The sequence below is a fragment of the Jatrophihabitans sp. genome (assembly GCF_036389215.1).
Lineage (GTDB): Bacteria > Actinomycetota > Actinomycetes > Mycobacteriales > Jatrophihabitantaceae > Jatrophihabitans_A.
The window spans coordinates 1-20,290 of record NZ_DASVQG010000241.1 but is presented as its reverse complement, the minus strand read 5'-3'; the positions used below and the strand labels follow the sequence as shown (position 1 = coordinate 20,290).

The window sequence follows — 20,290 nt, the reverse complement described above, 5'->3', positions numbered from 1 at the left end:
TGCCGGTCATGTGGAGTACGCCGAGTTCTCTTCGACGTAGGTGTGCGAGAGGTCGTTGGTGTGGATGGTCGCGGTGTCGGCACCGGCGTGCAGCGCCACCTCGATCCGCACCTGCCGCCCGGTCAGGTCGACCAGGTCCCTGCTGTCCCCGGCCGCGCCGGCGCGGCACACCTGAACACCGTTGATCGAGACGTCGAGCTGGTCGGCCTCGAACACCGCCGTGGTGGTCCCGATCGCCGCCAGCACCCGGCCCCAGTTGGGGTCATTGCCGAACAGCGCGCACTTGAGCAGGTTGTTCCGGGCGATCGCCCGGCCGACCTGCACGGCGTCGTCCTCGCCGGCCGCGCCGGACACCACGATCTCGACCTCCTTGGTGGCGCCCTCGGCATCGGCGAGCAGTTGCCCGGCAAGGTCCGCGCACACGGCCCGCACCGCTTCGGCGAACTCGGCGGGCTGGGCCGGCACCTCCGAGGCGCCACTGGCCATCAGCACCACCGTGTCGTTGGTGGACATGCAGCCGTCGGCGTCCAGCCGGTCGAAGGTGGTGGCGACCCCGGCCCGCAGGGCGGCATCGAGCATCGCGGCGTCCACCACGGCGTCGGTGGTCAGCACGCAGAGCATGGTGGCCAGGCTCGGTGCCAGCATTCCGGCGCCCTTGGCCATCCCGCCGACCGTCCAGCCAGCGGGGTGGGCAACCGCCGCGGTCTTGGCCACCGAGTCGGTGGTGCGGATCGCCTCGGCGGCGTCCTGTCCGCCGGTCGGTTCCAGGGCGGCCGCGGCCTGGTCGATGCCCGGCAGCAGCTTGTGCATGGGCAGCCGCTCGCCGATCAGGCCGGTCGAGCAGATCAGGATGTCGGCAGCCCCGGCGTCGAGCAGCTGCGCGACCCGCTCGGCGCTGGCGTGGGTGTCGGCGAAGCCGGCCGGTCCGGTGCAGGCGTTGGCGCCGCCGGAATTGAGCAGCACCGCCCGGGCGATGCCGTCGGAGACCACCTGGGCCGACCAGAGCACCGGCGCCGCCTTGACCCGGTTGGCGGTGAACACCGCCGCCGCGGCCTGCAGCGGGCCGTCGTTGACCACCAGCGCCATGTCCGGCCCAGCGGTCTTGAGGCCGGCGGTGATGCCGGAGGCCCGGAAGCCCCGGGCGGCGGTGACGGTCACGGGGCGACCCCGTTGGCGGACAGGCCGGCGGTCTCGTCCAGGCCCAGCATCAGGTTGGCGTTCTGGACCGCCTGGCCGGCCGCGCCCTTGCCCAGGTTGTCCAGCGCGCTGGTGACGATCACCCGCCCGGAGTCGATGTCCACCGCCGCCTGCAGCTGGACCGAGTTCGACCCCAGGGTGGCGGCGGTGTGCGGCTGCCGACCGGCCGGCAGCAGGTGGACGAACGGCTCGCCGGCATAGGCGTGGTGCAGGACCTCGCGAACCTGCTCGACCTGCAGCCCGGGCGAGCTGGGCCGGGCGGCCACGGTGGCCAGGATGCCCCGGGCCATCGGCGCCAGCACCGGCGTCATCGACAGCGACCGGGCACCGGTGGCCTGCCGGATCTCCGGCACGTGCTGGTGCGCGCCGACCTTGTAGGCCGAGAGGTCGGCCATCACCTCGGTGCCCAGCAGCGAGAGCTTGGCGGCCCGGCCGGCGCCGGAGGTGCCCGAGGAGGCGACCACCACGACGTCCTCGGCCTCCACCAGCCCGGCGGCGATCAGCGGCGCCAGCGCGGTGATGACCGAGACCGCGTAACAGCCGGTGTTGGCCACCCGGTCACTGGCCGCGATCACGGCCCGCTGGCCGGGCAGCTCCGGCAGGCCGTAGGTCCAGGTTCCGGCGTGCGCGCCGCCGTAGTACCGCTGCCAGGCGGCGGCGTCGGCCAGCCGGAAGTCCGCACCCAGGTCGACCACCTTGCGATGGCCGGGCAGTTCGGCAACCAGGGCCGCCGAGGCGCCGTGTGGCAGCGCCAGGAAGACCAGGTCCGCGGCGGCCAGCACGTCGGCCGAGGTGTCGCTGAAGACCAGGTCGCCGTAGCTGACCAGCTGGGGATGCAGGTCGGTGACCGGCTGTCCGGCGTGGGAGTGCCCGGTGGCCGCGATCACCTCCAGATCGGGATGCCCGGCCAGCAACCGGAGCAACTCGCCGCCGGCGTAGCCACTGGCACCGGCGACCGCGACCGTAACTCCCATGCGGAATATTATGCATGACAGCGCAAGAGAATGCGAAACCCCGGGGGGCGTATTCGGCGGAGGTCGCAGCGACCCCCGCCAAGGCCGGCTGCCCGGCTCAGCCGCGCAGCACCGCCGCCACTCGTGCCGAAGCCTCCGCGACGGCCGCGTCCCGGGCAGCGGTCGCCTCCTCCACCGTCAGCGTCCGGTCGGGGGCCCGGAACCGCAGCGCGAAGGCCAGCGACTTCAGCCCGGCACCGAGGCGCTGGTCATCGGCGTAGACGTCGAACAGCCGGACCGCTTCCAGCAGCTCACCGGCGCCGTCGCGGACCGCCGCCAGCACGTCGGCGGCCGGCACCTCCCGCGCCACCACCAGCGCCAGGTCGAGCAGGACCGGCGGGTAGCTCGACAGCACCGGCGCCTGGGCCGGCCGCGGCACCGGCAAGGCGTCCAGGTTCAGCTCCATCGCGCAGGTCCGCGGCGGCAGGTCCAGGGCCGCGATCACCCGCGGCGTCAGCTCGCCGGCGGTGCCCACCACCGTGCCGTCCAGCAGCAGCTGGGCGCACCGGCCCGGATGCCAGGGAGCGACCTCGGCCTTGCGGACCTCCAGCTCCACCCTGGCCGCCCGGGCCGCCACCCGGGCGGATTCGACGGCGTCGGCCCAGCCGGCGGCCCGGCCCGGGCCCCACCAGCCAGGCAGTTCCAGATCACCGGCCAGCACCGTGGCGAGGTAGCGGGGCTGGGCCGGCACGGTCCGGGCGATTGCGGCCAGCTCGGCGTCGGTCGGCCGGTGCTCGACGCCGGGTCGCGGCGCCGGGTCGGTGGTCTCGGCCGGCAGGTACACCAGGCCCATCTCGAAGATCGCCAGCTCCCGGTTCCCCCGGCCCAGGTTGCGGCTTAGGTTGGCCAGCAGTCCTGGCAGCAGCGAGGTGCGCAGTTCCGGCTCGTTGTCGGAGATCGGGTTGGCCAGCCGCAGCGCCTGCCGCCGGCTGTCGTCCGGGGCCAGGCCCAGGGCGTCGTGGACGCCCGGAGAGACGAACGGGTAGCTGATCACCTCGGTGTAGCCGGCCTCGGCCATCGCCCGTGAGATCGACCGGCGCAGCCGCTGCTCGGCGGTCCAGCCGCGCCCGGCAGGTGAGCGGGGCAGCACCGAGGGCACCTTGTCATAGCCCTCCAGCCGGATGACCTCCTCGATGAGGTCGGCGGGGTCGGTCAGATCGGGACGCCAGGACGGCGGGGTCACCGACAGCAGCGCGTTGTCGGGCTCGGAACCGGCGTCCTCCATCACGATGCAACCGACCTGTTCCAGCCGGCGGCGGACGGCGGCGGCCGCGATCGGGGTGCCGGCCAGCTCGCCGGGCAGGGACACCGGCAGCGCGATCGGGACCGGCACCGGCCCGTCGCCGACCACGGTGCCGCCGGGAACGGCGCTGGCGCCGCCGTGCTCGGCCAGCAGGTCGAGGCAGCGCTGCAGCGCCACCGAGGCCATCGCCGGGTCGACGCCGCGCTCGAAGCGCTTGGCCGCCTCCGACGGCAGCTTGTGCCGGCGCACCGCCCGGCTGATCGAGGCGGGATCGAAGTGGGCCGCTTCCAGCAGCACCTGAGAAGTCGCCCCGGACAGCTCCGTGGCGGCGCCGCCCATCACCCCGGCCAGCCCGATCGGGCCGCGGTCGTCGGTGATCACCAGGTCATCGGCGTCCAGGGACCGGACGGTGCCGTCCAGGGTGGTCAGCTTCTCCCCCGGCTCGGCCCGCCGGACCCCGAGCGGACCGGTCAACAGCGCCTGGTCGTAGCCGTGCAGCGGCTGGCCGGTCTCGAGCATCACGTAGTTGGTGACGTCCACGGCGAGTGAGATGGGGCGCATCCCGCAGGCTCGCAGCCGTCGCGTGATGAACTCAGGAGTCGGCCGCCGGGCATCCAGCCCGGTCACCGCCCGTACCTCGAACCGGTCACAGCCGGACGGGTCCGACACCGAGACCGGGTAGCCGCCGGTCGCGGGGGCGTCGGGGATGCCGGCGGTGACATCGGTGAACGGCACGTCCAGGGCGGTAGCCGCCTCGCGGGCCAGCCCGCGCACGGCCAGGCAGTAGCCGCGGTCGGGCGTGACGGCGATGTCGAGCACCGCGTCGCGCATGCCCAGAACGTCCAGGGCGTCCTCGCCGGGTTCGGCGGAGCCCGGCGGCAGCACCAGGATGCCGGAATGCTCCTCGCCCAGGCCCAGCTCGCGCACCGAGCAGATCATGCCGTCGGAGGTCCGGCCGTAGGTCTGGCGGGCCGCGATCGGAAACGGTCCCGGCAGCACCGCCCCGGGCAACGCCGCCACGATCAGGTCACCCTCGGCGAAGTTGCGGGCACCGCAGACGATGCCGCGTGGCTCGGGTTCACCGACATCGACGAGGCAGAACCGGATCGGCTTCTTGTAGCCGGTCAGCTCCTCGATCGACTCCACCCGGCCGACCAGCAGCGGGCCGCTGATCCCGTCGGCCGGCGACTCCACCCGCTCGACCTCCAGGCCCACCCGCACCAGCTCCTCGCCGAGCGCCGGTCCGCTCAGCCCGGCCGGCAGTTCGACGAACTCGGCGATCCACGACATGGGCGCACGCATCTCAGGCCTCCATTCCGAAGGCCTGGGTGAACCGCAGGTCGCCCTCGACGATGTCTCGCATGTCGGCGGCGTTGTTGCGGAACATCATGGTGCGCTCGATTCCCATTCCGAAGGCGAAACCCGAATAGACCTCGGGGTCGATACCGCAGGCTCGCAGCACCCGGGGATTGACCATCCCGCAGCCGCCCCACTCGATCCAGCCCTCGCTGTCACAGGTGCGGCACGGCCGGTTGGGGTTGCCGACCGACTCGCCCCGGCAGACGAAACAGAGCAGGTCGGGTTCGGCGCTGGGCTCGGTGAACGGGAAGTAGGACGGCCGCAGCCGGGTCACGATCCCGGGCCCGAAGAACGCCTGGGCCATGTGGTCCAGGGTGCCCTTGAGGTGCGCCATGGTGATCCCCTTGTCGACCACCAGGCCCTCGACCTGGTGAAAGACCGGCGAGTGGGTGGCATCGACCTCGTCGGTGCGGAAGGCCTTGCCGGGGCAGACGATGTAGATCGGCGGCCGGCGGGTCAGCATCACCCGCGCCTGCACCGGGGAGGTGTGGGTCCGCAGCACCAGCCCGCTGTCGGCGGAGCCGTCCGGGCCGGCCACGAAGAAGCTGTCCATCAGCGACCGGGTGGGGTGGTCGACGCCGATGTTGAGGGCGTCGAAGTTGTACCACTCGGCCTCGACCTCGGGACCCTCGGCCACCTCCCAGCCCATAGCGGTGAAGACGTCGCCGATGAGTTCCTGGGTGGTGGTCACGGGGTGCCGGGCGCCGGTGAGCCGGCGGTCCCAGGGCAGCGTGACGTCGACGGATTCCTCGAGCAGCACCCGGGCGTCACGCTCGGCCTCGAGTTCGGCGAGCCGGGCCGCGTAGGCCTGCCGGACCTCGGTCCGGGCGGCGTTCACCCGCTTGCCCGCCTCGGACTTGGCGGCCGGTGGCAGGGCGCCGATCTCGCGATTGGCCAGCGCCAGCGGCGACCGGTCACCGACATGGGCGTTCTGGGCGGCGCGCAACTGCTCCAGATCGGCAGCCTGGTCGAAAGCCTCCCGCGCCGCCGCCACCCCGGCCGCCAGAGCCGCCGGGCTCAGCGCGGCGACCTGCTTGGGGTCATAGCTGTCATTGGCGCCAGACATCGGAGGCAGTCCTTCAGATCGAGGGGGTGACTAACCGGGGGGATGACCAGCAGTCTAGGAGAGGGGTTGAAGCCGATTAGCCCGTGCCGAGGCGTACAGGCAGACCGCGGCAGCCGCGGCCAGGTTCAGGCTCTCGGCCTTGCCGTGCACCGGCACCCGCACCGGCAGTTCCGCCGCCCGCCTCAGCTCGGCGGGCAGGCCGCGGGCCTCGTTGCCGAAGATCCAGGCGGTCCGGGCACGCAAGCGGTCCTGGTCGATCAGCTCGTCGAGGTCCACGGCGGCCGTGCCGGTGGTGGCCAGGGTCAGCAGGCCCGCCGCCCGGCATTCGGTGATGGCCGTGGCCGGGTCGAGGCCGGTGACCACATCGAGGTGGAACAGGCTGCCGGCACTGGCCCGGACGGCCTTGCCGTTGTACGGGTCCACCGAATCGCCGGTGAACAGCACCGCACCGGCGCCCGCCGCGTCGGCCGTGCGCAGGATGGTGCCGGCGTTGCCCGGGTCGTTCGCCTCCACCAGGATCGCCACCAGCCGCGGGGCCCTGGCCAGCGCCGCGGCCAGGCTCACGTCCACGGCGACGCACACCGCGATCAGGCCTTGCGGATGCACGGTCTCGCTCAGCGAGGCCGCGGCCCGGTCGCTGATCAGCGACACCGATCCGGCCGGGGCGTGCTCGAGCAGGTCGGCGTGGCGTTGGGCGGCCGCCGCGGTCGCGAACAGCTCGACGACGGTTCCCGGTCGCAGCAGCGCCTCGCGGACGGACTGCGCCCCCTCGGCAAGGAACCGCCCGGCCTCGCGGCGGCCCCGCGGACTGGTGAGTCTGCGGGCCGCCCCGAGCCGGGCGTTGGAGTCGGAAAGCACCGACCGGGGAACTACGCGGCGGGCGTCTGAGCGGCGGCGCCGCCGATGCCCTCTGCCTCGACGGCCTTCTTCGCGACCGCGACCAGCGCGGCGAACGCCGGGGCGTCGGTGACGGCCAGGTCGGCCAGGACCTTGCGGTCAGCCTGGACGCCGGCCAGCCGCAGCCCCTGGATGAAGCGGTTGTAGGTCATGTCGTTGGCCCGGGCCGCCGCGTTGATCCGGGTGATCCACAGCTGCCGGAAGTCGCCCTTGCGCGCCTTGCGGTCGCGGTAGGAGTACGTCGCCGAGTGCAGCAACTGCTCCTTGGCCTTGCGGTACAGCCGGGACCGCTGGCCCCGGTACCCCGAAGCCGCTTCGAGGGTCGTCCTGCGCTTCTTCTGGGCGTTTACCGCCCGCTTGACGCGTGCCACGTTGGTAGTCCTTGTTCATCGGGGCCGAGCTGGAGATCCGGGGTTACCCGGTCCTACTCGGCGGGACGGAAGATCTGGCGGGTGGGATCAGCGGCCGAGCATGCGCTTGACGCGCGGGACGTCGACGGCTGCGATCTCTTCGGTGCCGCTCAGGCGCCGGGTCAGCGTGGAGGACTTGCGCTCCAGCAGGTGGCGCCTACCCGCGCGCTCGGTCAGCAGCTTGCCGCTGCCGGTTATCTTGACGCGCTTCTTCATCCCCGAGTGGGTCTTGTTCTTGGGCATCGGAAATCCTTCTTCGTGGGTGCCGGCCAACCTGGAGGCTGGCCGGCGGAGCGGTACTGCCGGTGCTGGGCGCTGACGAGCCTCAGACCTGCGGTGTTCGCTCCTCGACGGTCTTTGCGGGGCGGCTTGCGGCCTTGGTGCTGCGGTGCGGAGCAACGACCATGACCATGTTGCGGCCATCCTGCTTGGGCGAGGACTCCACGAAGCCGAGATCGGTGATGTCCTCAGCCAGCTTCTGCAGCAACCGGAAGCCGAGCTCGGGCCGGGATTGCTCCCGGCCACGGAACATGATCGTGATCTTGACCTTGTCGCCCTGCTTCAGGAACCGCTCGACGTGACCCTTCTTGGTCTCGTAGTCGTGCGGGTCGATCTTCGGACGGAGCTTCATTTCCTTGATCACGGTCAGTGCCTGGTTGCGCCTGGCCTCGCGAGCCTTCTGCGCACTCTCGTACTTGAACTTTCCGTAATCCATGAGCTTGCAGACCGGCGGTCGCGCCATCGGCGCTACCTCGACCAGGTCGAGATCCGCTTCGGCGGCCAATTCGAGTGCCTTGCCGATCGGCACGATGCCGACCTGCTCGCCCTCGGGGCCGACGAGTCGGACCTCGGGAACGCGAATCCGGTCGTTGATCCGGGGTTCAGAGCTGATGGGGCCTCCTAGGTTGTGCTGTCTGGAACGAAGGCTGCCGTCACGCTGTTCCGAGTTGGCTCAGAAGATGACAACGGCCCCGCTGCAACCGATGCAGTCGGGGCCGGGTGATCTCCGTGGGCGATCCGAGCAGCACCCGACGTACCGGCTCTGCCGGAATACGGGTACCACCTGACACCGCCCGAAGGCGGTGCTGGACCGAACCCGGCTGCCGTGAGGCGGCGCGGGTGGGAAACCGGGGCTTCCGCTTGCACACCGGCTCCTGCCCTTGCGGGCACAGATCCGGTGGGTCGCGTATGCAAGGGTAGCAGCGCGGGGACCGAGCACCCAAACGCCGCATCTGCCAGCAGGACCGGAGGTCCGGAGCTGTCGACCATACTTCGGAGAGCCGTGGGCCTACCCGATGAGCAAGGCCACGGCGGGGGCGAAAGTCTGGCTTCTCCTGAGTCCCGCCGTTAACAACCAGTAATCGAATCACGGATTATTGGAAACTGTGAGTGACACGCCGACAGATGTGTTTACCTTGGTTTAACTCGCGGGGGGCCGCGCAGCTGCTAACAGGGAAGTTTGACGTGACTCGACGCTCCAACCTGCCCATGTCCGCCGTCCTCCGGGTGGCCCGCAAGGCCGCCGGCGCCACCCTCATAGCCGGCCTCGCAGTGGGTTGCCTCCAGCAGGCGGCTGTCGCCACCACCCCGAACGACCCGATCGGCTACCTCGACCAGGCCGTCGCCAGCGGTTCGACCGCCATCCGGGTCGTCGGTTGGGCCGCCGACCCGGACGACCTGCAGCAGCCGCTGACCGTCCGTGCCTCGGTGGACGGTGTCGTGGTCGGCCAGCAGATCACCGCGGTCGCCCGCCCGGACGTGGTGGCAGCCCGGTTCACCGGCCCGACCCCGGGCTACGCGATGTCCCTGCCCGCCCTGCCCGGCAGCCACACCGTCTGCGTCACGTTGCTCAACATCGGCGCCGGCGCCAACACCTCGCTGCGCTGCTGGAACGTCGTGGTTCCGGTGCCCCCCGGCGCCATCCCCACCGCCGCCCAGCTCGCGGCCGAAAGCCCGTTCGGCTATCTCGACACCGCCACCGCCAGCGGCAGCACCGTCACGCTGACCGGCTGGGCCGCCGACCCCGACAGCCTGTCCCTGCCGCTGAAGATCACCGCCACCCGGGACGGTGTCGCGGCGGTGATCACCTCGGCGACGGTGGTGGCCAGGCGTGATGTGGTGTACGTCCGGCACACCGGCCCTAACCCGGGCTACTCGCTGACCACGACGATGAGCAACGGCAGCCATCGGGTATGCACGACCGCCGTCAACATCGGGGTCGGGGTCAACAAGCTGCTGGGCTGCCGCACCGTCTGGGTGGGACCCCCGCCGCCGACCGCCGCCGAGATCGCGGCGCAGAGCCCGGTTGGCGCCCTGGAATCGGCCCGGGCCGCCAGTTCCACCAGCATCCAGCTCACCGGCTGGGCCTCGGACCCGAACAACCGGGCCACCTCGCTGAAGGTGGTCGCCTACCTCGACGGTTCGGCCGCGGCCACCGTCACCGCGGCAGTTGCGCGTCCTGACCTGGTGCTCAGCCAGCACACCGGGCCGGCCGCCGGCTACTCCTTCACCATCCCGGCCGCCGCGGGCTCGCACAACGTCTGCGTGTGGGCCGTCAACATCGGCGTCGGCGCGAACAAGTACCTCGGCTGCGCCGCGCTCAGCACCCCCGCGGTGGCGATGCTGCCCGGTCCGGCACCGGCCATCCCGGCCAGCAACGCCGCGATCGTCAAGCTGGCCCTGACCTTCGTCGGGAAGCCCTACGTCTGGGGCGGCGCCAGCCCGGCCGGCTTCGACTGCTCGGGACTGGTGCAGTACAGCTACCGGACCGCCGCCACGCTGACCACGCCGCGGATCGCCCAGGACCAGTTCAGAGCGGCCCGGATGATCCCGGCGGCGCGTGCGGTGCCCGGTGACCTGGTCTTCTACCACGACAACACCGGCTCGGTGTACCACGTCGGGATCTACACCGGGCCCGGCATGACGGTCGCCGCGGTGAACCCGGCCAACGGTGTCAAGGTCCAGCCGATCTGGGACTCGACCGCCACCTACGGCAGCTTCACCCACGGCTGAGCCGCGACTGTCAGAGGGTAAGGGGCGGGGTCTGACAGGCGGGGTCTGACAAGCGCCGTCTGGCGTGCGGCCGTACCCAGCGGATCGGCAAGCGGGATGCGGATGCCGCCCTCCGGTCACCAGATTGGTGGTAGCCGCCCGGGCTCGGCGAGACCGCCGAGAGCGTGAGTGAACGCGTCAAAGTGGGCGCACCCGCGCCGCCCGCGGCTCAGTCGGCGGCGGAGCGGCTGGCGGCGAAGAGCGCCCGCAGCTTCTGCATGACCAGGACGCTGCGCTCGCCGTCACCCCGCTGGACCGCGTACAAGGTGATCAGCTCGTCGCCGGGCAGCACCAGCCGGGCGAAGCGCGCCTTGGACGGAAACTCCACCCCGGTCACCAGGTTCCAGTCCACGTGCCGGTAGCCGCCGAAGAACCCGCGGCAGTCCACGCCACCGGCATCGGCCCGCAACCGGGGCCGGGTCAGTGACAGCAGGCCCAGCGCCACCAGCACCCCGGTGCCCGCGATGCCGACCTGGTCGGCGACCGTGAAGCCGACCCCGTCGTCGTAGGTGCTGCGCAGGATGGCCGCGGCGATCCCGAAGACCACGAGCGCCACGACCGCGGCCAGCACCGCGATCCGGGCCGCCCGGACCGGCCGGGCGGTGACCAGCTGCGGCGCCGGGATCTGGGTGGCCGCCGGCTCGTTCATAACCGGCAGGCGTGGATGTCGGTGACCAGGATGGCCCGGGCACCGATGTCCCAGAGCTCGTCCATGATCCGGTTCGTGTCGCGGCGCGGCACCATCGCACGCACCGCCGACCAGCCCGGGGTGCGGAGCGGCGAGACCGTCGGCGATTCGAACCCGGGCGTCACCGCCACCGCCTGCTCCACCAGGTCATCGGCGATGTCGTAGTCCATCAGGACGTACTGCCGGGCGATCATCACGCCCTGCAGCCGCCGGACCAGCTGGTCCACCGCCGACGACGGCGCCGCCCCGGACCGCCGGATCAGCGCGGCCTGGGACTGGAACAGCGGTTCACCGAAGATCTCCAGCCCGGCGGCCCGCAACGTGGTGCCGGTCTCGACCACGTCGGCGATCGCGTCCGCGACATCGAGTCGGACGGCGGTCTCGACGGCGCCGTCGAGCCTGATCACGTCGGCCTCGACGCCCTGCTCGGCGAGGTAGTGCGACAGCAGGCCGGGGTAGGCGGTGGCGATCCGGCGGCCACGCAGGTCCGCCAGGCTCGTGCCGGCGCCAGGGATGGCGGCGAACCGGAACGTCGAGCGGGCGAAGCCCAGCGGCAGGACGACCTCGGCCTTGGCGCCGGAATCCAGCAGCAGATCCTCACCGGTGATGCCGACGTCCAGCCGGCCGGAGCCGACGTAGAGGGCGATGTCGCGCGGGCGGAGGAAGAAGAACTCGGTGCTGTTGTCCGGGTCCTGCAGCACCAGTTCGCGGCTGTCGTTGCGCTGCCGGTAGCCGGCCTCGCGCAGCATGTCGCTGGCGGGCTCGGACAGCGAGCCCTTGTTCGGAACGGCGACCCGCAGCAGGTCGGTGGCGGTGGTCACGTCAGCTCGCTGGCCCTAGAGGTATCGGTAGACGTCGTCGAGGGTGAGGCCCTTGCCCAGCATCAGCACCTGGACCCGGTAGAGCAGCTGGCTGATCTCCTCGGCGGTGCGGTCGGCGGACTCGTGCTCGGCGGCCATCCAGGCCTCGGCCGCCTCTTCCACGACCTTCTTGCCCTGGGCGTGGATCCCGTCGTCCAGGGCCGTCACGGTGGCCGAGCCGGCCGCCCGATCAGCCTGCCGCTGGGCCAGTTCGGCGAAGAGTTGGTCGAAGGTCTTCATCGCCGCTGAGCCTACGGCGCGACGGCCTGGCTGCCCTGAACCGGGTGCTCCGGGGCAGCCGGCCGTGTGTTTAGCGGCGGCTGTCCTCATAGCCCGCTGATGCGGGGGTTGCGTCTGGGTGTTCGGGTCGGGTCGATCCAGGCCGGTGGGATCCCGTGCGGCTGGCGGTCGATCATCGTGCGGATCCATCCGCCGCGTTCGAGCTCGCGGTGGTGGAGGTGCAGAGGAGGGTGAGGTTGTCCAGGTCGATGGTGCTGCCGCCTGCCCAGGCGGTGATGTGGTGGCGTTGGCAGTGCCCGGGCACTAGTCGTTGTGGCCGAGCGGATAGCTCAACGTTGCGAAGCCTCAGCGAGGGACTTGATCGCCGCGGCTCTCGTCCTCAGCAACTTGGTCATGTAGGAGGTCAGGATCACGCGCATCGCGAGGCGGCCGAGAGGCCCGAGGGGCGCGACCAACTCCATCCTGTCTGTCATGCGCGTCGTCTGCGGGTCTATCGCCTCGAAGGTGTGTTCGTGGCGCAACTGGCGGAAAGGGCCGCGCACCTGTTGATCCACGAAGCGGTGGGGCCGGTCGAAAGCAGTGACACGACTGGTCATTCGCCACGTCAGACCGAGGTGCCTAGCGCGGAAGGTCACCTCATCGCCAAGGTCTAACTGTGGTAAGCCGCTGCTGGTTGTGGCCGTTTCGCCCGTTGCGGCCAAGGAGGCGCTGTGGGCATCCATGTCCAGTTTCAGGTCAAACAGGCGCTCGGGAGTGCACTGCACCAGCGTCTCGACCTCGATCACAGACGCTGGCACGTGGATAACGCTAGTCGCCGGTCGAGAAGGGTCAGCTGGTTCCCGCCGACCAGCGTCAGGTGGAGCTTCAGGCGCCGGCGTCGATGATCGCGGCCACCGGGCCACCGCCGTCAGGGCCCTGGTGCGCGGCCGACACCGAGACGAACACGGCCGGATCGCCGGTGACCGACGCTGCCACCCCGCCCACGGCAGCCTTGATCTGGCGGTGCCAGTGCACGTCGGAATCGTCCAGCATGGCGTTGCGCCGCCCCCGTACCGCGCCGTCCTGGCTGGCCTCGCACTTGAGGAAGACGTTCACCAGCCGGCCGTCGAGGTCGGAGCTGTGCGGGCGCTCGGGCAGCTCGAGCCCGGCATCGCGGATCGCGGCCCAGATGCCGTCGGCGTCCAGGGCGTCTGTCATCACGCCATGCCCGATCCGGTACCGGCCGCCGATGCCGCGGGCGTTGCCGACCACCACCACCTGGGCGCGGTCGAGTTCCACTCCTGAGGAGCAGGAGGCCACCGAGGAGAACAGCGACCGGTCGCGCATCACGTCGGCGTCGCTCGGCATCTCGATTTCCCCCAGCGCCACCGCGACGCCGAGCGCGGTGCAGCCGTTGGAGACGTCCATCGAGTGCAGGGTGTCCTCGGTGAAGACGTCATGGCCGCGGCTCTTGGCATCGCGGATGGTGTCGATGGTCAGCAGCGGCGTCTTGGTCTGGACGTAGTGCACGTCCGAGGGATCGGTGATGCCGGCCTTGGCCTTCGCCTCGGTGACGGCCGCCGCCACCTTGCTGATCATGGCGGTGCGCCCGATGTCCTCGGGCAGCAGCACCTCGCTCATAGCGAAACCCACCGTCAACCGGGGCTCATCGGTGGCCGGAGCCGAGGCCGGATCCACGGTGGCGAAGATGGTGGCGTGCGGGGAGATGATGCCGTCGGTGCCGCCGGACCACACGATCGGGATCTGCTTGACCTCCTCGGCGGAGCGGCTGCCGTGGGCCACGATCACCTCCCGGAAGGCGCGGTCGGCGATGATCCGGGTGTAGTCGTTGACACCGCCGTTGCCCTCGGTCTTGCCGATCACGGCGACGACCCGGTCGGCCTCGATCACCTTGTCCTTGATCAACGCCGTGAACTCGCTGGCGTCGGACACGCTGTGCAGCGCGACCTTGCGTACCTCGATCGGGTCGGGCATGTCGGGGATCTCCTGTCCGGTGCGGCTGGGCTTCGGTGCGGTTGGGCTTCGTGCGGCTGGGCTTCGTGCGGCTGGATTGTCAGGTGCGGCTGAACGGGTCGGGATGCACGATAGTGCCGGCCACACCGGCGAGCGCACCGGCTATCGCGTCCAGCGAGGTGATGGCCGCGGGCTGGCCGCTGCGGCGGACGAACCGGCAGGCGGCGATGACCTTCGGCTCCATGCTGCCGCTGGCGAAGGTGCCGCCGGTCACCAGGGATTCCAGGTCGCTCACTCCGATACCGGACAGCTCGCTCGCGCTGTCGGTACCCCAGCCGAGGACGACATGCTTGACGTCGGTGGCGATCACCAGCCGCTCGGCGGCCAGCGCACCGGCCAGCAGGGCGGCGGTCAGATCCTTGTCGATGACGGCCTCGACGCCCCGGTAACCGCCGGGAGTGCCGTCGGCCACCACCGGGATGCCACCGCCTCCGGAGCACACCACGGCGAAGCCCGCGGCCAGCAGCGCCAGCACGGCCGGCACGTCCAGGCACCGAAGCGGTTCCGGCGAGGCGACCACCCGGCGCCAACCCCGCTCGCCACGGTCCTGCCAGTGCTGGCCGTGGCCGATCATCACGGCGGCTTCGGCCTCGCTGAGGTAGCGCCCGATCGGCTTGGACGGCGCGCTGAAAGCCCCGTCGTCGGCCGCCACCTCGGTGCGCGAGACGACGGCCGCGACCGGTACGGCCGAGCCGCGGGCGGCCAGGGCCCGGCCGAGGGCGTTGAGGATCAGCAGGCCGATGGTCGCCTGGGTCTGGGCACCGCACCAGTCCAGCGGTACCGGTGGCACCACCGAGGCCGCCAGCTCGTTCTTGACCAGCAGGTTGCCCACCTGCGGGCCGTTGCCGTGGGTCAGTACCACCTGGTGGCCGGCGCAGATCAGCTCGGCGATCGGCTCGACGGCCACCTCGATGGCGGCCTGCTGGTCCTGCGGGCGGGCCGAGCCGTCGGGTGCGGTCATGGCATTGCCGCCCACCGCGATCACAACCCGCACGGCCGCCTGCCTTTCTGAGACCCTTTCGTTACTGCTAAGGGCTTATGTCCGATTTATAGTGATCTGACTAGCCTCTCGGGCTAGGTCAAGTGGTCGGGAGATTCCCGGCCGGTGGTCGTCAGGTCCCGAACAGTGTCGGACGAAGCGCGACTGCTTGGGGTTGAAAGGGAGAACTCTATGTTCAATGGCAGACGATGGCCGGTAGCAGGGCTGCTGGCCGGGGTGGCGGCGTTGGCCGTGGCCACGGTGACACCCGCTCAGGCAGCCGGCACGCCGGCAGGCAGCGCGAGCACCGTGAGCACCGTGAGCACCGCAGCGGCGACCTCCGGCGCGGGGCTCGCCTCGGCGTCCGGGTACTGGACGACCCAACGGATGGCGAATGCGCGCTCAGGTGACCTGCTGGCCCCGAAGCCCTCCGCCGCCTCGACGGCGCAGTCCACACCCCGGGGCGGCGTCCGCGGTTCGGTGGCGCCCTCGGCGGCGACCAAGCCGCTGCCGCAGAGCCAGGGTTCGGCGCGCTCGCGCTCCGGCGACGTGTCGACGATGGCCGTGTCGGCCTCGGCGACGGTGGGCCGGGCGTTCTTCCACAACCCCACGGACGGCCTGGACTACTCGTGCTCGGCGTCGGCGCTCAACAGCGGTTCCAAGGAACTGGTCCTGACCGCCGGGCACTGCGTGCACGGTGGCGCCGGTGGCACCTGGGCGACCAACTGGGTGTTCGTGCCGCTGTACAACTACGGCTCCCAGCCGTACGGCCAGTGGTCGGCCAAGTACTTCACCACCTTCAACTCCTGGATGAGCAGCTCCGACCTGAACCGTGACGTCGCCATGGTGACCATGTGGCCCAACGGCTCCGGCGCGCTGGTGAACGTGGTCGGCGGCAACGGCCTGGCCTGGAACTGGGGCTTCTACAACCCGGTCACGATTCTCGGCTACCCGGCGCAGTATCCCTACGACGGCGGCTGGCAGTGGGCCTGCCAGGGCACGACGACCCGGTTCGGCAGCGAGTACAAGGTCGCGTTGCAGTGTGGCTTCACCGGTGGCTCCTCCGGCGGCCCGTGGTTGCTGCAGTACGACAACAACACCGGCCTGGGCTATGCCAACGGCGCCATGTCGACCCTGGAGCCGTCCACCGGCTGGAACCGGGCCTCCTACTTCGACGACGCCGTCTACAACATGTACGCCTCGGTCGCCAACCTGACCTGATCCCGGCGCTGCGTCAGCCCGTCTCGGGCCTGGCCAGCAGCAGCTCGAAGATCGCCGCCTCCAGTGGCCGGCCGAGCTCCAGCGCCTGCAGCTGCGCCAGCCGGGTGGTCAGCGGCGCGTCGGCGATGGCCGCCTGGTGGGCGCGGGTCTTGACCAGATATTCCAGCTGGGCCTGGTGCAGGAGTGCGAACAGCCGCGCGTCGACGTCGTTGGCGGCAAGCCGGGGTCGCTCGCCAAGGCTCACCCGGATGGTCGCGGTGACCGGCACGTCCTCGACCCGCACGGTGGTACGACGCCCCACCTGTCCGGTATCGGCAGCAACCGGCTCGCCGTCCACCGTGACCGCGGGCTCGGTGTCCGCGCCGAAGGCGAGGAAGGTCAGCAGCCAGCTGCGCCGGTCCGGGACGCAGCCGGCATTGCCGCGTACCGGTGCCACCTCCAGGACGCCGCTGGCCTGATCGAAGGTGAGCGACGTGCCGGCCCAGCGCCCCGGTTCGTCGCCCGGCCCGATGCCGTCGTCCTCGATCAGCTCGAAGGCGCCGTCCTCCCCGACCACGACCAGCACCTCCAGCGCGGCCGGGTTGTCCGTGGAGTTGCCGGGCAGCGCGTCAGCAGCCAGCGGCACGATCGCCCCCGCGCGAGCGAGCACCGGAATGACGTCGGGCCCGCGGTGCAGCCGCATTTCCCGGCCGCCGTCATAGACCAGGTCGGTGAAGAGGTCGACCCAGGTGCCCGCCGGCAGCCAGGTGGTCACCGCACCGAGCAGCAGTTGCCGGTCGGCCGGGGTGGTGATCGGGGCGACCATCAGCTGGCTGCCGAAGGCGTACTGGTTGCGAGCCCGGTAGGCCTCCTCCGCCCACGGGTGCTCGTAGTACATCGGCGTCACCAGCGGCACACCCTCGCGGGCGGCCCGGTGGTTCATGGTGTGCAGGTAGGGCACCAGCCGGTGCCGCAGCCGCAGCGCGCTGGTCATGGCCCGTTGCGCCTGCGGGCCGAACTGCCAGGGTTCCTTGCTGGTGAACGGGCTGAGCACCGAGTGCAGCCGGTTGACCGGGGAGAAGACCCCCAGCTGTACCCAGCGGGTGGCCAGTTCGTCGTCCTTGATGCCGCCCATGTGGCCGCCGATGTCGTGACTCCACCAGCCGTAGCCGATGTTGGAGGCGGTCGAGGTGAACTCGGGCTGGAAGTCCAGCGACGCCCAGGTGGTGATGGTGTCGCCGGAGAAGCCCACCGGATAGCGGTGGCTGCCCGGGCCGGCGTACCGGGAGAAGGTCAGCGGCCGCCGGCCGTCCCGGGCGCTGTCGAGGAAGTGGAAGTGGTTGAGCATCCACAGCGGGTCGATGCCGGCGATCCGGCTGTGCGGGCCCTGTTGCCAGTCCAGCCACCAGAAGTCGACCCCCTGCTCCTCCAGCGGCCGGTGCAGGACGTCGAAGTAGGCCTGCAGGAAGTCCGGGTCGGTGACGTCGAAGGCGACCGGACGCTCGCTGGCCGGGTCGATCCCCATGGACTTCGCCATCGCCGGATAGGCATCCTCGTGGGCGCGGACGCCGTCGGCCGGATGGTCGTTGAGGGTCACCTTCAGCCCGCGCTCGTGGAGTTCGCGCAGGAATGCCGGCGGATCCTCGAACAGCTCGGTGTTCCAGGTGTAGCCGGTCCAGCCGCTGCCGTACTGAGGATCGATGTCGACCAGGTGCCAGTCCATGTCCAGCACCGCCACGGAGAACGGGATGCCCTCGTCGGCGAACCGGTCCAGCAGGCCCAGGTACTCCCCGGCGCTGTAGCGGTGGTAGCGGCTCCACCAGTTGCCCAGCGCCCAGCGCGGCAGCAGCGGTTGCGGCCCGGACAGCGCGTACAGGGCCTGCAGCGCCTGCCGATAGTCCCGGCCGTAGGCGAACAGGTAGAGATCCTGAGCCTCGCCCGATCGCGGGCTGACCCAGCCGTCCTCCTGCAGGACCAGGGTGCGTGAGTCGTCGATCAGGGCGTAACCGCCGCGCGACAGCACGCCCGGCTCCAGCGGCAGCCGGCCGTCGACCATGTCCAGGGTGCGGGCGGTGCCGCCGAGGTTGCCATCCCCGTCGGCCGGGTGGTCCCCGTAGCGCCAGACGCTGTGCCAGGTGCTCACCCCGCCACGGACCTGCACGCTGAGCCCCGACGTGGAGAACGGGCCACGGTCATAGACCAGCTGCAGCCGGTCGGTGAGCACCTCCAGGTGGGACTCGGTCTCGACCACCTCGAAGGCCGGCACCGGCAGCTCGCGATTGATCGCGAACGCCGAGGCCCGGTCTTCGAACACCCCGTCGGTGGCCCGCTCCAGGCGCAGCAGGCCCTCGGTCAGCACGGTGATCCGGTAGTCCGGCCCCTGCACGACGGCCCGCTGATCAGCGACCGGACGGCTGTTGAGGCGGTAGCGCTGATCCATTGCTTCTTTCTACTCCCACGCCCGGCCGGTCCTGACCCGTCTTGCCTGCCGGTCACGGCTCCGCCTGGTATCCGTGCGTTGATCACAAACTCCTTCCGTTATCGGGCTGTTCTTGCCGGGTTGGGTTGTCCGGAGAACGATCCCGTCGCAAACTTGAGCGGAAAGGCTCGAACGGCCAGTGAGAAGTCGCCGTAGATCTGACGTTGGGCTCAACCAGGACAGAAGCATGCGTTTGTACAACAGAGGGCTGCAGCAGGCAGCCATGCTCGTGATATTTCTCGTCGCGACCGGGTGTGGAAGGGCGGATTCGGCAGCACCGCACGATCAGGTGACTGTCGCAGCCGCTGCCGTCGGCCCGGTGGCCGGCGCCACCGCGGGGGCGGCTCCCGACCCGGCAGCCGCCCTGAACGCCGCGGCCGGCGCTTTCCCGGTATCGCCCGGCGCTTCGGTATCGCCCGGCGCTTCGGTATCGCCCGGCGCCTCGGCGGAGGGAGGCAGTTCGGCAGCGCAGGGCGCGTCGGCACGGGATGCCTCAGCCGCGCGTCCGATACCCGGCACAGACGCCGCGATCCAGCGCTGGTTCCTCGACAACGGTGCCGTGAAGGTCAGGTTCAACGACGCGCTGCTGCAAGCCGAGCGGGCGGTGGCCAGCGGTGATGTCACCGGCTGCCAGCAACTCGACGCGGCCGCTCGAGCGCTGTCCGCGCCGCTTCCCGCGCTGGAACGGCTCTCCCCGGCCGGGCAGAAGCTTGCCGCGACGATGCGGACTCCGCTGAGCACCTTCGCAGCCGCGGCCACCGCCTGTCTGGCCAAGGACTTCGCGGCCGCCCAGGTCGCGCTCGACTCGGGCGTCGTCCAGCAGGCCGATGCTCAGGAGACCGTCGACGAGATCCTGGACGGTGACCTGTGACCGCGCCCGGTCGCTACGCCGGCAGCTCCCGGCTGGCCGGCGGAATGCGGTTGGCCGGCCGAGCGCGTGCCATTGCCGTCCGGGCCGTGGGCTGCTCGGTGGCGGCGCTGATCCTGCTGGTCCTGGCGCTGTCCGCTGGTCCGACGACGGCCTCGGGTGCGACCCTGACGATCACAGCGGTGGCTGATGCCTATGTCCGATCGGACCAATCGGCGACGAACTTCGGCAAGGCGCCGCAACTGGCCAGCAATGGCTCCAGTACGACGACGATGATCAGTTACCTGCGCTTCGACGTCACCGGCCTGTCAGCGCCCCCGGCATCGGCGACGCTGAGCTATTACAGCCAGTCCACGGGCGTGACCAAGACCGCGGTGCACCTGGTCACCGGCACGTGGAGCGAGAGCACCCTGACCTACACCAACAGACCGGCCTACGGGACGACCATCTCTACCACCGATGTGCTGACCGCGGGCACCAGGGCGAGCGCCGATGTCAGCTCCGTGGTGACCGGCAACGGCAGCTATTCCTTCGCGCTCACCACTACGGCCACAGGCACCCGCTACGCCGACAGCCGCGAGGCCGCCAACCCCCCGCAGCTGCTGATCACCGAGAACAGCGTCACCCCGACTCCCACCCCGACGCCGACCAGCGCGGCGCCTACCGACACCGCGATCCCGACGCCGACGCCGACCAGCGCGGCGCCCTCCGACACCACGGCCGAGTC

19 protein-coding genes are annotated in these 20,290 nt (G+C 70.9%); 4 read left to right on the top strand and 15 right to left on the bottom strand.

Annotated elements, in window-relative coordinates; genetic code table 11:
• Positions 1-6: 6 nt before the first annotated feature.
• From argJ to infC, 8 genes are all read right to left on the bottom strand, one after another.
• Positions 7-1,158, bottom strand: a complete 1,152-nt coding sequence (argJ, locus tag VF542_RS13460) for a bifunctional glutamate N-acetyltransferase/amino-acid acetyltransferase ArgJ (RefSeq protein WP_408652216.1) — start codon at positions 1,156-1,158, stop codon at positions 7-9.
• Complete coding sequence (argC, locus tag VF542_RS13455) at positions 1,155-2,171, bottom strand: N-acetyl-gamma-glutamyl-phosphate reductase (RefSeq protein ID WP_408652215.1); 1,017 nt, start codon at positions 2,169-2,171, stop codon at positions 1,155-1,157. Before argC ends, argJ begins: the two co-directional genes overlap by 4 nt.
• A 97-nt stretch (positions 2,172-2,268) precedes the next feature.
• On the bottom strand, positions 2,269-4,755 hold the full coding sequence (pheT, locus tag VF542_RS13450; RefSeq protein WP_408652214.1) for a phenylalanine--tRNA ligase subunit beta: 2,487 nt from the start codon (positions 4,753-4,755) through the stop codon (positions 2,269-2,271).
• A gap of 1 nt (position 4,756) precedes the next feature.
• On the bottom strand, positions 4,757-5,878 hold the full coding sequence (gene pheS, locus VF542_RS13445; protein ID WP_408652213.1) for a phenylalanine--tRNA ligase subunit alpha: 1,122 nt from the start codon (positions 5,876-5,878) through the stop codon (positions 4,757-4,759).
• Positions 5,879-5,932: 54 nt separating this feature from the next.
• Entirely contained in the window at positions 5,933-6,736 is an 804-nt protein-coding gene (locus VF542_RS13440) for a TrmH family RNA methyltransferase (RefSeq protein ID WP_408652212.1), read from the bottom strand.
• 11 nt (positions 6,737-6,747) lie between these two features.
• The gene (gene rplT / locus VF542_RS13435) at positions 6,748-7,146 is read right to left on the bottom strand and encodes a 50S ribosomal protein L20 (RefSeq protein WP_408652211.1); all 399 of its coding nucleotides are present in this window, start codon (positions 7,144-7,146) and stop codon (positions 6,748-6,750) included.
• An 87-nt stretch (positions 7,147-7,233) separates the two neighbouring features.
• Entirely contained in the window at positions 7,234-7,428 is a 195-nt protein-coding gene (gene rpmI / locus VF542_RS13430; RefSeq protein WP_408652210.1) for a 50S ribosomal protein L35, read from the bottom strand.
• A gap of 82 nt (positions 7,429-7,510) precedes the next feature.
• Positions 7,511-8,077, bottom strand: a complete 567-nt coding sequence (gene infC, locus VF542_RS13425; protein ID WP_408652225.1) for a translation initiation factor IF-3 — start codon at positions 8,075-8,077, stop codon at positions 7,511-7,513.
• Between the two features lie 572 nt (positions 8,078-8,649).
• Between infC and VF542_RS13420 the strand changes: the two genes are divergently transcribed.
• Positions 8,650-10,197, top strand: coding sequence for a C40 family peptidase (locus tag VF542_RS13420; protein WP_408652209.1), 1,548 nt, complete (start codon positions 8,650-8,652; stop codon positions 10,195-10,197).
• Positions 10,198-10,405: 208 nt separating this feature from the next.
• On the opposite strand, the gene VF542_RS13415 is transcribed toward VF542_RS13420, so the two are convergent.
• From VF542_RS13415 to VF542_RS13390, 6 genes are all read right to left on the bottom strand, one after another.
• Positions 10,406-10,885 (bottom strand): PH domain-containing protein, encoded by a 480-nt coding sequence (locus tag VF542_RS13415; protein WP_408652208.1) that lies wholly within the window; start codon positions 10,883-10,885, stop codon positions 10,406-10,408.
• Entirely contained in the window at positions 10,882-11,727 is an 846-nt protein-coding gene (gene hisG / locus VF542_RS13410) for an ATP phosphoribosyltransferase (protein WP_408652224.1), read from the bottom strand. The genes VF542_RS13415 and hisG overlap by 4 nt, the downstream gene beginning before the upstream one ends.
• Before the next feature lie 33 nt (positions 11,728-11,760).
• Positions 11,761-12,024, bottom strand: coding sequence for a phosphoribosyl-ATP diphosphatase (locus tag VF542_RS13405; protein WP_408652207.1), 264 nt, complete (start codon positions 12,022-12,024; stop codon positions 11,761-11,763).
• A gap of 329 nt (positions 12,025-12,353) precedes the next feature.
• Positions 12,354-12,809, bottom strand: coding sequence for an SRPBCC family protein (locus tag VF542_RS13400; protein ID WP_408652206.1), 456 nt, complete (start codon positions 12,807-12,809; stop codon positions 12,354-12,356).
• A 79-nt stretch (positions 12,810-12,888) separates the two neighbouring features.
• A complete protein-coding gene (locus VF542_RS13395; RefSeq protein ID WP_408652205.1) occupies positions 12,889-13,998 on the bottom strand; it encodes a ring-opening amidohydrolase in 1,110 nt (369 codons plus the stop codon).
• 79 nt (positions 13,999-14,077) lie between these two features.
• Entirely contained in the window at positions 14,078-15,031 is a 954-nt protein-coding gene (locus VF542_RS13390) for a carbamate kinase (protein WP_408652204.1), read from the bottom strand.
• Positions 15,032-15,208: 177 nt separating this feature from the next.
• On the opposite strand from VF542_RS13390, the gene VF542_RS13385 reads away from it, so the two are divergent.
• On the top strand, positions 15,209-16,237 hold the full coding sequence (locus tag VF542_RS13385) for a trypsin-like serine peptidase (protein WP_408652203.1): 1,029 nt from the start codon (positions 15,209-15,211) through the stop codon (positions 16,235-16,237).
• A 13-nt stretch (positions 16,238-16,250) separates the two neighbouring features.
• On the opposite strand, the gene VF542_RS13380 is transcribed toward VF542_RS13385, so the two are convergent.
• Entirely contained in the window at positions 16,251-18,656 is a 2,406-nt protein-coding gene (locus VF542_RS13380) for a glycoside hydrolase family 31 protein (protein WP_408652202.1), read from the bottom strand.
• A gap of 328 nt (positions 18,657-18,984) precedes the next feature.
• Here VF542_RS13380 and VF542_RS13375 point away from each other — a divergent pair, with 328 nt between their 5' ends.
• Both VF542_RS13375 and VF542_RS13370 read left to right on the top strand, forming a co-directional pair.
• Entirely contained in the window at positions 18,985-19,566 is a 582-nt protein-coding gene (locus VF542_RS13375) for a hypothetical protein (protein WP_408652201.1), read from the top strand.
• The coding region (locus tag VF542_RS13370) for a DUF7594 domain-containing protein (RefSeq protein ID WP_408652200.1) at positions 19,563-20,290 on the top strand (728 nt) is incomplete at its 3' end. The genes VF542_RS13375 and VF542_RS13370, both read left to right, overlap by 4 nt.

Coding starts and splice junctions, on each gene's coding strand:
- VF542_RS13385 (WP_408652203.1), top strand. CDS start 15,209: ATGTTCAATGGCAGACGATGGCCGGTAGCAGGGCTGCTGGCCGGGGTG.
- VF542_RS13380 (WP_408652202.1), bottom strand. CDS start 18,656: ATGGATCAGCGCTACCGCCTCAACAGCCGTCCGGTCGCTGATCAGCGG.
- rpmI (WP_408652210.1), bottom strand. CDS start 7,428: ATGCCCAAGAACAAGACCCACTCGGGGATGAAGAAGCGCGTCAAGATA.
- pheT (WP_408652214.1), bottom strand. CDS start 4,755: ATGCGTGCGCCCATGTCGTGGATCGCCGAGTTCGTCGAACTGCCGGCC.
- pheS (WP_408652213.1), bottom strand. CDS start 5,878: ATGTCTGGCGCCAATGACAGCTATGACCCCAAGCAGGTCGCCGCGCTG.
- VF542_RS13415 (WP_408652208.1), bottom strand. CDS start 10,885: ATGAACGAGCCGGCGGCCACCCAGATCCCGGCGCCGCAGCTGGTCACC.
- VF542_RS13405 (WP_408652207.1), bottom strand. CDS start 12,024: ATGAAGACCTTCGACCAACTCTTCGCCGAACTGGCCCAGCGGCAGGCT.
- VF542_RS13395 (WP_408652205.1), bottom strand. CDS start 13,998: ATGCCCGACCCGATCGAGGTACGCAAGGTCGCGCTGCACAGCGTGTCC.
- argC (WP_408652215.1), bottom strand. CDS start 2,171: ATGGGAGTTACGGTCGCGGTCGCCGGTGCCAGTGGCTACGCCGGCGGC.